The organism is Psychrobacter sp. CCUG 69069 (assembly GCF_021023115.1).
GTDB lineage: Bacteria > Pseudomonadota > Gammaproteobacteria > Pseudomonadales > Moraxellaceae > Psychrobacter > Psychrobacter namhaensis.
Genome location: NZ_QQAI01000002.1, coordinates 18,023 through 31,427, shown reverse-complemented (window position 1 = coordinate 31,427; position 13,405 = coordinate 18,023). Strand labels below are relative to the sequence as shown.

Below are 13,405 nucleotides of genomic sequence, written 5' to 3'. Positions count from 1 at the left end.
AAGATATTCATCTATTTATTAAGGTGTATGGCGGTATTGATGTTTTTGTCCAAGAGATGTCCCATACGGTCGCGTTTGGTTGCGAGATACTCAGCATTCATATCGTTTACCCCAACCAATAATGGCACGCGTTCGACAACCTCAATACCATTTTCAGCCAGATAGGCCACTTTATCAGGATTATTGGTAATGAGCTTTACCGCCTTAACACCAACATGGGCGAGCATGGGCCCGCACATATCATAAATGCGCGCATCAGCGGGCAAGCCTAACATGAGGTTGGCGTCTAAGGTATCATGACCTTGATCTTGCAGGGCATAAGCGCGAATCTTATTGGTCAGGCCAATACCGCGACCTTCTTGACGCAAATACAAAATAGCACCATAGCCCGTCTCTTGTATCGCTTGCATCGCTGTATTGAGCTGCGGCCCACAATCGCATTTTAATGAGCTAAACGCATCGCCAGTGAGACACTCGGAGTGAATACGAACCAAGGGGATTGGTTGCTCCACTAGCGTCTCGTCCTTTTGGAGCGGCGGCGCATTTTGGCTCGATATAGCCGCGGCATCTGTATTTTGCTCAGCCACAGACAAACCAACGGTCAGCATCACATGCTCTTGACCCGCATCGTTTTCAAAGATATGAATATCAAACTCGCCGTGACGAGTCGGTAATTTGGCGCTAGTGATAAATTGATATGACATTAATGTCCTGCATAAGCCGATAATGGTGGCGGTAGAGAGTCTGTTATGGCTGTGATAAAGCAGCCATGTCATCCTAGCCATATTATTAGAGTTAGGGTGATGTCAGTATAACCGGTTCGTAAACCAAGCGTGCTGATTGTCTTTATGATAAAAACACACAAAGTTCACAAACGACGCACGATGATTGAAGCGATAATTAAAAAAAAATGCTATTATGCCATACTATTTTGACGGATACAGTGACAAGTCTTTGTCCTTACATTACTATGTCGTCACTAACATCTGATAATGATGCAAGATAATAAGGCATAATATCAGCCCTTGGCATTAAAGCGTCTGAGCACTGTAGCCTCGCTGTCCATTACGGCGGCACATTTGCTTTTAGGCGCAGCGCAGATAGCAGCTATGTGTATACAAGTTGTCTAAATAATTATTATATAATCCATTACATCCATAACGATGTAGATATTATTGACGTGGCTTAGTTAGCGTTACGCGCTCCGGCAACGTCTTGTCAGCAGAATAGTAGGTATCGTACGGTTTATGCAGCAGTCAATTCATTCCCCACAGCCTCAGTCCGTATCTGCGTCAGCCTTTGATTCTGCTGCCCAGCTGTCAAATTTACAGCAGACTTATACTGTGATCCCGCGCGTGCGTCCGCAGACGCCTTTACTTGATAGTATTGCTGCACCAGCGGATTTGAATACCTTTACAACAGCTCAGCTGATTGTGTTGGCTGATGAGCTACGGCTTTTTTTGTTGTATTCAGCAGGCCAAAGTGGCGGTCATTTTGGTGCCAACTTGGGCGTGGTGGAATTGACCATTGTGCTCCATTACTTGTTGGAGGCGCCGCACGACCAGATCGTTTGGGACGTTGGACATCAAGCGTATGCGCATAAAGTGTTGACAGGTCGCCGCGAGCAGTTAGGCACTATCCGCTCTAAGGATGGTTTGACCGCGTTTCCTGAGCGGGCAGAGTCGGTTTACGATACGTTTGGTGTTGGCCACTCATCGACCTCAATCTCAGCTGGTTTAGGCATGAGTCTCGCGCTGCGTTATCAGGGTCGCGCGCAAACCGTTGCTTGTATCATTGGTGATGGTGCGATGACAGGCGGCATGGCATTTGAAGCCATGAATGACGCAGTGCAGCAAGATGCTGATCTGCTGGTCATTTTAAATGACAATGATATGTCGATATCGTGTTCTATTGGTGGTTTCTCCCGTCATTTAGCCATGCTTTGGGAATCAGGTTATCAGGTGGATATCTCTGATAAAGGGGAACCTATTCTGTGTCATCGCCCAGATATGCAAGCTTTTGATCGCCGTAAACGTCATAAAGAGATGCGTGATGTCCCGCAGCTAGAAGACAATTTATTCAAAGCGATTGGCTTTACCTATTTCGGTCCATTTGACGGTCATAATATCCCTGAGTTACTGCGTGTACTATCCCTTGCTAAGCGTCTAAAAGGCCCTGTTTTGGTCCATATTTATACCACAAAAGGCAAAGGCTTTGCGCCCGCAGAGTTAGATCCAGTCGGCTATCATGCGATCAGCAAGTTACCAGTAGACATTAAGTGTGACACTCAAAGTACGAACAAAGAAACGTCACAGTCAAGCAGCAAGCCTGCCTTAAAGTACTCACAAGTGTTCGGGCAGTTTTTATGCGATAAAGCAGCTCACGACGAGAAGCTACTGGCGATTACTCCTGCCATGGAAGAAGGCTCAGGGATGACCGACTTTGCGCGTCATTTTCCAGAGCGCTTTTTTGATGTGGCCATCGCTGAGCAACATGCGGTCACGCTGGCAGCTGGCATGGCAACGCAAGGTGTTAAGCCGATTGTAGCGATTTATTCGACGTTTTTGCAGCGGGGGTACGACCAACTAATCCACGATGTGGCACTACAAAATCTTGACGTGATGTTTGCGATTGATCGCGCAGGTTTGGTCGGTGAAGACGGCGCCACCCACGCTGGCGTATTTGATTTTGCATTTTTGCGCTGTGTGCCCAACATGCTGATTGCGGCGCCAAAAGATGAGAACGAGTGCTACCATCTGCTCAATACTTGCTATGAATATCAAGGTTGCACAGCGGTCCGGTATCCGCGCGGTGTTGGTACAGGAGCAGTGATTGAGCAGCCTGCCCACACTTATAAAATCGGTGAGGCAGCCGTAGAATCCATTTTAGGTAGTGATGCGGCTCCCAAAAAACTTGCATTGTTGGCGTTTGGTACAATGGTGGCCACGGCTCAGCAAGCGGCAGAGAGTCTTACTCATGATGACGCGGTAGGTTGTCAGGTGCATGTTGTCAATATGCGCTGGGTAAAGCCTTTAGACACGGCATTGTTAGAAACATTATTGGCGCAAGGCATCACTCATATCGCGACGTTAGAGGAGCATATGATCATGGGCGGCGCGGGTAGCGCGGTGAATGAGTATTTGCTCAATGAGTCGACTGCCTTTAAACGTAATCGCCCAGCTGTCTGTAATATTGGTATCCCTGATCGATTTATCGCCCATGGTTCGCAAGCAGAGCAAATGGCTGACTGTGGTCTAGATATTGATGGTGTGGTCATGCAGCTTCAGCAGCTGTTGTCGTAAGCCATACTTTTAATATTTTAAGCGTTATAATACTCGTTCAAATCGAGCATTGGTTTGAACAAATAAAGCTCGATAACGAGAGCGAACGCCTGCTAGCCGTAGGTGCTGACTTTTTTACAACTTGGGCAGTTTGTGATGACCACCAAAACAGCGGTTGGTTTAACCATGGCGGATTTGGCGTACGTAATGGTTTGCGTTTTTCTCGAACAATTTTAGTATAATGCAATTCTTATTTTATGAAGAACGTTTTAATAGGCGCGTTTTTTAAATCGCATAGCAATAGTGTGTGGTAGGTACGATGTGATGCAGCGGCTGATTGGCAGGTTGTGGGCACAGATTTGGTCTTACTATTTTTTATATTCATTCATCAAGCAAATAGGTTATTTATGGAACCCATGGTCGTCATCGCAGCGCGTACTGCTGAAAAAGTTGGTAAAGAGATTTTATATGCGCATCAAAACCGCCACAAAATCGAGTTAGATATTGAATCTAAAGGACTTGATGGACTGGTCACCCGTATTGATCGTTTTAGTGAAGAGCTCACCATTGAAACGCTAAAAGCCAGCTATCCAGATCACTCCTACTTGGGTGAAGAGTTTGGTATGCAAGAAGGCCGCGGCGAAGACGCTGACTGGTGCTGGATTATCGATCCGCTAGATGGCACCAAAAACTTCGTACATGGTGTGCCGCAGTTTTGTGTTTCTATCGCGGTACAGCATAAAGGGGTCACGCAACACGGCGTTATCTATGATCCCGTCCGTGATGAGATGTTCTCTGCCAGCCGCGGTAAAGGTGCTCGTCTCAATCAGCGCCGTATCAATGTGAGCGAACGCAAAACGCTGGATGGCGGTTTATTTACCACAGGTCATCCGCTTGAGCGCAAGCGCAATGGTGAAGTCATCTCTTACGCTAAACAGCACTTTGAAAGCTTACAGAAAATATCTGAGGCAGGCGGTCAGGTTCGTCGTTTGGGTTCAGCGGCCCTTGATTTATGCTATGTGGCGGCTGGACGTTTTGATGGCTACTTTGAGATGTCTATTAAGCCTTGGGATATCGCAGCGGGTGAGCTTATCGTGACCGAAGCACGCGGTGTGGTGGTGGATCACACGGGCGCTCATAACTCTATGACCTCAGGTTCTATCTTTGCTTGTAATGTCAAACTGTTAAAACCGTTGATGCAGGTTGTGGTGCCAACTTGGGGCGATGTTTTTTAAGCAGTTGCATTTAGACCATTAAATAACAAAAGCTGGTTCCATTATGGAGCCAGCTTTTTTTTGGTTTGCACATTTTTATCTTTGACCGTTATCCCTTTAAATTCAAGCTCTTTACTCATCGTTTCTAACAACGTTAACTCATCTTCTATGAGCATCAGCATGTCTTGGACGTGGGGTAGGGCTTTACTACAGGCAGTGATACAAAACTCAATCCGGTCCAAATAACTGGCTAAGGTTATATTCATCGCTTGACCGTTGAACACGATAGAGGCGGGGTATAAGGATTGCAGCCGTGCGCCATTCCAATACAGGGGCTTTTCAGACCCAGGAACGTTAGAGATGATGAGGTTAAAGGCTTGCTTTTTAGGGAATAAGCCGGTGGCCAAGTTGATGCCTTCCCACGCATAAGCGATCACGCTATAGTTGATGACTTGCGCTTGATTCATCCGGCGAAACCGGCGTTTGCCATTATTCATACTACGATGAATCAGCTCAAGCCTACGCAGTGGATCATCTAAATGCGTGCCTAGATTGGCCAGCACAAATGACAACTGATTGCCCGATATACTGTTGTCGGTACGCAGTGACATGGGCACAAATGCTATTAATGGTTTGCTGGGCAGGGCGTCCATCGATATTAAGTACTGACGAATGGCGCCCGCACAAACGGCTAGTACGACGTCGTTTCTGCTGATTTTTAGTCTTTCAGCGATATCGTTAAACCGTTTTATATCATAAGACTGCGCCGCTATTCGCCGGGAGGCGGAAATGCGTTTATTCAAAATACTCATGGGCGCATCAAACGTACCGACATACCCATCATCGCCATAATTTTTAAAATTATCTAGCAGCTCTGTAAAGACAGGTTTGATGGTAGACACTTGCTCTTTGATGATGCGTCTGACCGACCTTTCAGCCGGCAGTAACGCATTGACATGATTACGATGACGCGTCATTAATGACCAGATGGGCAGAGTGACGGGCTCATTTGGTGACTGTGATAGAGATTTTTGTACAAGGCGCATGGCAGCAATGCCATCAACCAAAGAATGATGAATCTTAAAATACAACGCAAACCGTTCCGGCCCACCTTCATTTTCTGGCTGAATCCCTTCAATCACGTGGCATTCCCATAACGGCATGGCGCGATCTAACAGACGGCCATGCTCTCTTGAGACGTACATCAACAGCTCGCGAATACGGGCAGGTTTTGGCAGAGCGACATGGTGAAGATGGTGTTCGACATCAAAGTTTTTGTCTTTTTTCCAAAACACCAAATGCTCTAGAACCTGATTAAAAGGGAAGCTTGGCGCCACATCAGAGTCTTGCATTTGCTTGACCAACTGATAGACAAAATCGCTCTCCGCCGCCTCGGGCAACTCAAATAAAAACAGTCCTCCCACGTGCATGGGTTGTTTACGCGTCTCAAGAAGTAGAAACAACTGGTCGACAGCTGTGAGAAGTCGCATAATAAATCCTTTTATGACGATACATTGGATAAAAAATCATATTTTTCTGATTATTTTATAACGGGTTCTTCATTTAGGGCCGTGGCATCGTAAACCTACTGAAAAAAGTAGCCAGTTTGCGGTGAGCTGGCCGTGGCCATCTTGCGCATAGGCATACGACCTGCCAAAAATGCTGCACGGCCTGCCCAAATGCCATGCTTCATGGCGTGTGCCATCATGACTGGGTCTTGGGCATTGGCAATCGCTGAGTTCATCAGCACGCCATCACAACCAAGCTCCATGGCCAGCGCTGCATCCGAGGCTGTGCCAACGCCGGCATCAACCAATACGGGCACCTTGGCGTTTTCGATAATTAAGCTAAGCGTGTGACGATTGAGCAGCCCCAGACCTGAACCAATCAAACTGCCAAGCGGCATGATTGCCACGCAGCCCATGCTCTCTAATTCTTGGGCGACGATGGGATCATCTGACGTATAAACCATGACTTCAAAACCATCATCAATCAATACTTTGGCAGCTTTTAAGGTTTCGGTGACATTGGGATAAAGGGTTTTTTCGTCACCTAGCACTTCAAGCTTGACCAAATTGTGCCCACCCAACAGCTCACGCGCAAGCTTGCAGGTCCGAATCGCGGTGTCTGCATCAAAGCAGCCTGCTGTGTTGGGCAAGATGGTGTATTTGTCAGGAGAAATCACATCAAGCAGATTGGGCTCATTGCTGTTTTGTCCAATATTGGTACGACGAATGGCGACCGTCACAATCTCTGCGGCGGATGCGGCAATAGCGTCACCCGTTTCAGTCATGTCTTTATACTTGCCTGTACCCACCAACAGCCGAGAGGAAAAGGTGCGACTACCAACGGTAAACGTATCTTGCAACAGTGGAGTGGGGGGAGTAGTAGTGTTAGCGTTCTCTGACATAACGGCAAATCCTAATAGCGAGCGGGCAAGGTGAAAGACAAATAGTAATAAACAGTCCAAGTGGTATAAAAACGCGTGCAGTAAGTCATAGTAACGCACTGTCAGTAAAATAAGAATCGCATGACACAGTCGATTCATTATAAATCTGTTACGTTGGCAGTCTCAATGACATTACAGTCTGTCATTCTGCTCACAACTTGTGCCGACAAAGGCGATAGAAACTAACCTAGCAGCACGGTGTTTTTTACAGTGAACTGACTATCGCTTTACTATGAACACGATAAAAAGTATGGGAGTGACAGTGATAGTGACAGTGACCTACAACGTCGCCCACATAAAATCATACGCGTTTAAAACAAAATGTTATTATAACAAACTCATGCAATCTTACTTGCACTCTTTTTGGGTTAGCCCGCTCGGCACAGTGCGTTTGCTACCTTTTCGCATGATTTTATTTCTGACGTTATCTCTATTTATCAGGCCGTCTATATGCTGCAACTGCCGTACAGTTTTGCGAAACGCCATCAAATCTTGATCATACTTGCTATCGATCCTGAGCTGCCACCGACTTTGGTATTGACCAAGGCCACTCCGTTATCGGCCATTAATGAGGCGGTGCGTTTTTTACAGCAGCAAGGCGTGCGCGCTATACCGACTTATGAAAGTATCAGCTCAGATGATTTTGAAAAACGTATGAACGCGGCTTACGCTGGTAATACAGGAGAGTCGCAGCATATTGCTGCTGGGCTTGAAGACCATCCCGACCTTGATAGTTTGGCGGACAGTGTCCCTGAAACTGAGGATTTGATGGATCAGCAAGACGATGCGCCGATTATCCGTCTGATCAATGCGCTGTTGTCTGAAGCGATACGCTTAAATGCCTCAGATATACATATTGAAACTTTTGAGAAGCGACTGGTGGTGCGCTTTCGTGTCGATGGAGAGTTAAAAGAAATCATCACGCCCAAACGCCAATTGGCGCCATTATTGGTATCACGTATTAAAGTCATGGCCAAATTGGATATCGCTGAAAAGCGCGTGCCGCAAGATGGTCGTATCAGCTTAAGATTGGCAGGGCGTGAGGTCGATGTGCGGGTATCTACGTTACCATCGAGCTTTGGTGAACGAGTCGTCATGCGCTTATTGGACAAACAAGCAGGTCGTCTGAATATGACCTACCTTGGGCTCTCTGATAATGACTATAGTGAGCTTAAGCGTTTGATTCATCGTCCTCATGGCATCATTTTGGTGACAGGACCGACAGGTTCAGGCAAAACCACCACGCTGTATTCGGCATTGACAGACTTAAACGATCAAACCCGTAACATCTTAACAGCGGAAGACCCGATTGAGTTTCAGCTAGATGGTATTGGACAAACGCAGGTCAATAACAAAGTGGATATGACCTTTGCCAAGAGCTTGCGCGCGATGTTGCGACAAGACCCAGACGTGGTGATGGTTGGTGAGATTCGGGATTTAGAGACGGCCGAGATTGCTGTACAAGCGTCTTTGACAGGACATTTGGTATTATCCACGCTGCATACCAATACGGCCATTGGTGCAGTCACTCGTTTACAAGACATGGGTGTGGAGCCATTTTTGTTATCGTCTTCGCTCATTGGCGTGGTGGCGCAGCGTTTGGTTCGCACGCTTTGCTCACACTGTCATGGCTGGCAGACAGCGGATACCCAACAAGCCAAACTGTTCACCGAAATTGGTATTGAAGCAGGGTCTGAGGCTCAGGAGAAGGGGGCAGGAACATCTATTCAATTGCCCAAACCTATCGGCTGTGATAAGTGTAATCAATCAGGTTTTAAAGGACGTACAGCGATATACGAAGTAGTGCCCATTGATGACGCCTTACGCCGCATGATTCACAGTAATACCGCTGAGTACGAGCTAGAAGAGTACGCCCGCCAGCAGACACCCTCAATTCGTGCTGATGGTCTACGCAAGGTCATAGAGGGGCGGACGACGTTAGAGGAGGTGCTGCGGGTGACCAAAGAAAGCGCCCTGACTGATGACGCTATTGTTAGCTAATGGTACGTGTCTATCCGATTTCATGGCATTTTTGATCGATTTTCCGTCTCTAACCCCAATCTGACCAAACACGTACGAGCCTTCAAAGTAGACTGCCCATGGATTCTTACGAGCTTTCAACTGGCTATTTGGTTTCTACTGTATCAGCTTTAGCCACTGCTTGCTGGTCCGACTCAGTTTCAGTGTGTGGCTTAGATTCAGTGTCAGCACTGAGGTCAGTGGCCGCTTCGGTTGTTGTTGTGGTTTCGCTGGTTTTGCCTTGACGACGCGCTTCTAATTCAGATTTGGGTATCCACGCCCACGTCATCTCAACCACGATAGGGGCGCGCTCGCTGTCAGACTCACGGTCATGAATGACACAAGGAATCACCATTTCGCCTTTTGGGGTGTTTAAAATGTCTAAGCGCTGTTCGTCCGTTAAGCTCGCTATGGCGGCCACTTGTCCTTTTTTAATCGGACGATGAAAGTTCACCGAATAAGATTTAATCAGTAGCACACGATCAGACGGCAGGTTTAAACCCAAAATAAAGCCCGTAGCGGTCTCAGCAAGCAAGGTAATGGCCACGGCATGGATAGTGCCGATATGGTTTTGCACGGATTTATGGTTGTTTAAACTGACCACCACTTGATTGGGTTCGACCGTTTCATAATAGACACCTGTCGTGCCCACGTATGGCACCACTTTACCAAACGCTTTAGATAAAATACTTGAGCGGGCACTGGCAGGCAAGTACTTGGTGACTGACAAAAGCTTGGTAAAATGATTGCTGATGGGCTTAAGGGTGCTGTTCGGTTTTTCAACTGGTGGTCTGGTATTGTCAGATACGTTGGCTGGCAATTTGCTGGTCAGTTTGATAGGCAATTTTTTTAATAATCCTGACATACAAAATTCCTTAAGTTGGATGGTTTTTACAGTGATAATGACATGAGGATGAAGGATTGAGAAGCGGTATTGGCAAGTGATTGCCCACTAACAATCATTCCAAGCGTGAGTAACACCCCCACTGTATCCTAGCTGTTATTTTACCCTAGTCATTGTTTTACCTATGGTACATTAACTGCCGTGTCCCTACTATTATTACCATGAACTGCTGCGCTTATAAAATAACAGTAACGTAATGATGTGATGGAGACAGATCACCAAGCATGGTCTAATGGCCTGTAGGTTAGGTGATGGCCTTACTGGATGCTATGGAGTGAACCACGCTATAATAAGAGTGTAGCGTGATTTATTTATTTTTTACGCGACTGTTTACTGCTGGATAACGCTATGCTGGATATGTCTCCTCACAAGCCGATCAATATCATCTATACGGGTGTTGTTGGTACGGGTAAAACCTACCGTTTGCTACAAATTGCGCAAGAGTATACCGATTATCTGCCTAAAGCGAATGATGAAGATTTGCTGGGCCAGTTGCTATACGATTTGAGCTGGCGCGAAGTCGTGTGTTTGATATTTTTAGACTTTCAAGCCAACAAGCAAGACTTGGTAAAAGTGCCTGAAGTGGTCAATCATGCGTTTTTTCTCGCAAAAGCGGCGCAAAACGCGCGTGACAGTAATTTAAGCAATACGGCATGGTCTGTGCTACAAATACACAGCCCTGCCAGCTCAACAACCGTTTCGTATAAAAATCGTGCCAGCCAAGCCTATTTTGATAAAGATCCTAGTGGGGCATGGTATCTATTGCCCCAGAGCATATCGCTATTGAATGAGCTATCACAGCAGCTAGTAGAGTTTCAGCAGGCACAGCGTGATAACAATGCTAGCCTTGGCCAAGGCGTAAGCCAGCAGCGCTTTAGTATGGTTAGCTTTCATCAAGCCTATGGCTATGAAGAATTTGTTGAAGGGATTCGCCCTGTGCTGGCAGCCTCTACTCATGCCAATCGTGACCAAACCAACCATGCGCAAACCAATAATAGCCACATCAATAACAGTCCGTCTCAGATGAGTTACGCCGTTCAAGACGGTGCATTTTTGACCTTGTGTCAGCGCGCAGCCAATAACCCTGAACAGCGTTATGCAATGCTGATTGATGAGATCAATCGCGCTAATGTCTCACGCGTGTTTGGTGAGTTGTTGAGTTTGATTGAGCCAGACAAACGTGCTGGTATGGCAAACGCGATGACAGTAAATTTGGCGTATTCTGGGCGGCCTTTTAGTGTGCCTGCTAATGTCGATATTTATGCGACCATGAACACCCAAGATCATTCGTTAGCACCACTGGATATGGCATTACGTCGGCGTTTTCGCTTTGTCGACTGTCCGCCACAGCCTGAGTTGTTGCCGACTATCAGTCTTAGCAAAGCGTCAGACACTGGCAATGCAGCAGACGCAGCAGCAACGATAGATTTGGCCAAACTATTGATAGGATTAAACAACCGTATTATGCAAGCGCTAGGGGCGGATGTGCAATTGGGCCATGCGTTTTTCTGGTCAGTTAATAATCTTGAGCAATTGCAGTCTGTGCTGGTTGAACAAATCATTCCCCAATTAGCGCAAGCGGCTGGCGGACAAGTGGCAGTCTTGCAGTATATTTTTAACGATGAGCCGCAGCCAATGAGTGCTCAATTTATCCACGATAGCCAAGCGCTGATAAATAATAATCCAAGCAGTCAGATGGATAATCAAAATAACACCGCAGGCCAAAATCAAATGTTCTCAGGGCATGGCGCGTTTCTCGGGCAGGCTATGACCGCAGGCAGTTATAGGATTAACACGGATCTTATCGCTAAGACGGGCGAGTTTATCAAACCCTTTGTTTATCAACGTTTATATGAGTAAGGTCGCTAAGCGGTGATAAATAACCCAGAGAAAAATCAGAGTAATGTCTTGAGTCATACGGATAGCAGCCATGTTGCCGCGCGTGATGCGAACGTTATCACTGTGTTTGAGCATCAACGCTTAACGGCGCAAGACTTTGTGCACGTCGCTGATTTTCACTGGCTGCTGGCGCAAGAGTTTTCGGTGTTTACCATTAAACGCAAGCAGGGCCAGTGGCAGCTAAAGGTCGGACATTATGTTGGGATCATTTTACTGCCGAGTGGCATGACGCTTGAGATACTACCAAAGCTGGGTGCAAGTCCTGAAAATCCACGCTCTCAGCGGCAACAGCAATCCTATAAAACCGCTCAAAACAATGACGTCAGCCAAACCCGTCAATGGGTGCAACAGATGCTGTCCGACTTGACCAACAGCGGTGGCCGTACCCGTCATAAACTGCCGCATACAAAAAACTTAGGTCAATTCAGTCATCAACTGGCATCACTACCCCCAGCCGCACTGCCCACACTACCATTGTCAGATTGGCTGATTGCGCAGTTTTTGCAGCGGCTGGTTCATTATCAGCCGACCAAGCACTATCAGGCGCAAACTCAAAACCAAGCCTCGCTACAAGGTCGCCTACTCATCAAAGAGCAGCTGCGCCACAACCGCATGCAGCCGCATAAATTTGTCTGTGAGAGCAGCGTGTTAAGTCAGGATATGCTGGTCAATCGCTTGATTAAGAGTGCTCTGGTTTTGCTGACCCCGCTAGTCTCTAAGTCAAGTATCTGTCACACCCTCCAAGCATGGCAGCCAGTGTCTACGCTGACTCGGCATGAAATGACTCAGCTAGAGTTGATATATGGTCAAGCCAAACGTCATCTAGCGGTGCAGCCGCTTCGAGCGCAGCAATTACAAGCTGGCCAGCAATTAGTCGATCTCGCTTATTGGCTATTGCAGCAGTCAAACGTAGCAACGGGTAATGGCATTGACTCACACCGCTCATTGAAACAAAACCTCCCCCAACTGCGTTTGTGTCTGTTGATTGATATGAATCAAGCTTTTGAGCAATGGGCAAGTCAGCGCATCGCATCAATGTTTACCCAAATGAGCGAAAGCTATCGTCCCTTGTATCAAACGCAGCGTGTTTGGCTAAGTGATATAGAAGGGCAGGCGTGTTTGTCGATACGCCCTGATTTACTCATATATAAAGTGACTACTGACAAAAATTGTCACCATGGTCAGGATAATACGAAAGAAACCTCGCAAGTGAGCGCTTCAGGAAGTTATAGTCATGTCATCGATATGAAATGGAAGCATTTATCCCAAACGGCGGCCATCAGTGCAAGTGACGCTTATCAATTGGTCAGTTATGCGCAGGCTTACCAAGCAGAGCAGGTCTGGTTGGTCTATCCGGTACAAGGCAGTGACAGGCAGCCTGTGGCACTCAAGCAACAAGGCTACGATAATGAGCGTGCCGACAATCAAGCAGGTCATGCACCGCTATGGCTGATGCCATTTAACGTCCTTACCGGTACGATAAACAGTGGCTTGCTTCCAGCAGTGAATGTAGTATAATGACCCCGCTAGTGATTACGTAGTATCAAGGTTGGTAAGAGATTTTGTCACCGTTGTTTTTATAAGAAATACGGGCTTTTTGAAATAAGTTAGCAATTATTTTAAATTAATCAAAAATAGG

9 protein-coding genes are annotated in these 13,405 nt (G+C 46.8%); 5 read left to right on the top strand and 4 right to left on the bottom strand.

What is annotated here, in order from left to right; all coding sequences use genetic code 11:
• Window positions 1-11: 11 nt before the first annotated feature.
• The gene (gene ribA / locus DVY93_RS02035; protein WP_230708711.1) at window positions 12-704 is read right to left on the bottom strand and encodes a GTP cyclohydrolase II; all 693 of its coding nucleotides are present in this window, start codon (window positions 702-704) and stop codon (window positions 12-14) included.
• Between the two features lie 543 nt (window positions 705-1,247).
• Here ribA and dxs point away from each other — a divergent pair.
• Together dxs and DVY93_RS02025 are read left to right on the top strand one after the other, a co-directional pair.
• The gene (gene dxs, locus DVY93_RS02030) at window positions 1,248-3,302 is read left to right on the top strand and encodes a 1-deoxy-D-xylulose-5-phosphate synthase (RefSeq protein WP_230708710.1); all 2,055 of its coding nucleotides are present in this window, start codon (window positions 1,248-1,250) and stop codon (window positions 3,300-3,302) included.
• Window positions 3,303-3,688: 386 nt separating this feature from the next.
• A complete protein-coding gene (locus DVY93_RS02025) occupies window positions 3,689-4,516 on the top strand; it encodes an inositol monophosphatase family protein (protein ID WP_193006337.1) in 828 nt (275 codons plus the stop codon).
• Window positions 4,517-4,557: 41 nt separating this feature from the next.
• Here DVY93_RS02025 and DVY93_RS02020 read toward each other — a convergent pair whose 3' ends face one another.
• The gene (locus DVY93_RS02020) at window positions 4,558-5,985 is read right to left on the bottom strand and encodes a WS/DGAT/MGAT family O-acyltransferase (RefSeq protein WP_230708709.1); all 1,428 of its coding nucleotides are present in this window, start codon (window positions 5,983-5,985) and stop codon (window positions 4,558-4,560) included.
• 95 nt (window positions 5,986-6,080) lie between these two features.
• Window positions 6,081-6,905 (bottom strand): thiazole synthase, encoded by an 825-nt coding sequence (locus DVY93_RS02015; protein WP_230708708.1) that lies wholly within the window; start codon window positions 6,903-6,905, stop codon window positions 6,081-6,083.
• Between the two features lie 489 nt (window positions 6,906-7,394).
• Here DVY93_RS02015 and gspE point away from each other — a divergent pair, with 489 nt between their 5' ends.
• Window positions 7,395-8,945, top strand: coding sequence for a type II secretion system ATPase GspE (gspE, locus tag DVY93_RS02010; RefSeq protein ID WP_230708706.1), 1,551 nt, complete (start codon window positions 7,395-7,397; stop codon window positions 8,943-8,945).
• Window positions 8,946-9,069: 124 nt separating this feature from the next.
• On the opposite strand, the gene DVY93_RS02005 is transcribed toward gspE, so the two are convergent.
• Window positions 9,070-9,828, bottom strand: coding sequence for a DUF4442 domain-containing protein (locus tag DVY93_RS02005; RefSeq protein ID WP_230708704.1), 759 nt, complete (start codon window positions 9,826-9,828; stop codon window positions 9,070-9,072).
• 396 nt (window positions 9,829-10,224) lie between these two features.
• Here DVY93_RS02005 and DVY93_RS02000 point away from each other — a divergent pair, with 396 nt between their 5' ends.
• Complete coding sequence (locus DVY93_RS02000) at window positions 10,225-11,727, top strand: McrB family protein (protein ID WP_193006342.1); 1,503 nt, start codon at window positions 10,225-10,227, stop codon at window positions 11,725-11,727.
• 12 nt (window positions 11,728-11,739) lie between these two features.
• Entirely contained in the window at window positions 11,740-13,284 is a 1,545-nt protein-coding gene (locus tag DVY93_RS01995; protein WP_230708702.1) for an McrC family protein, read from the top strand.
• The last annotated feature ends 121 nt before the right edge of the window (window positions 13,285-13,405 follow it).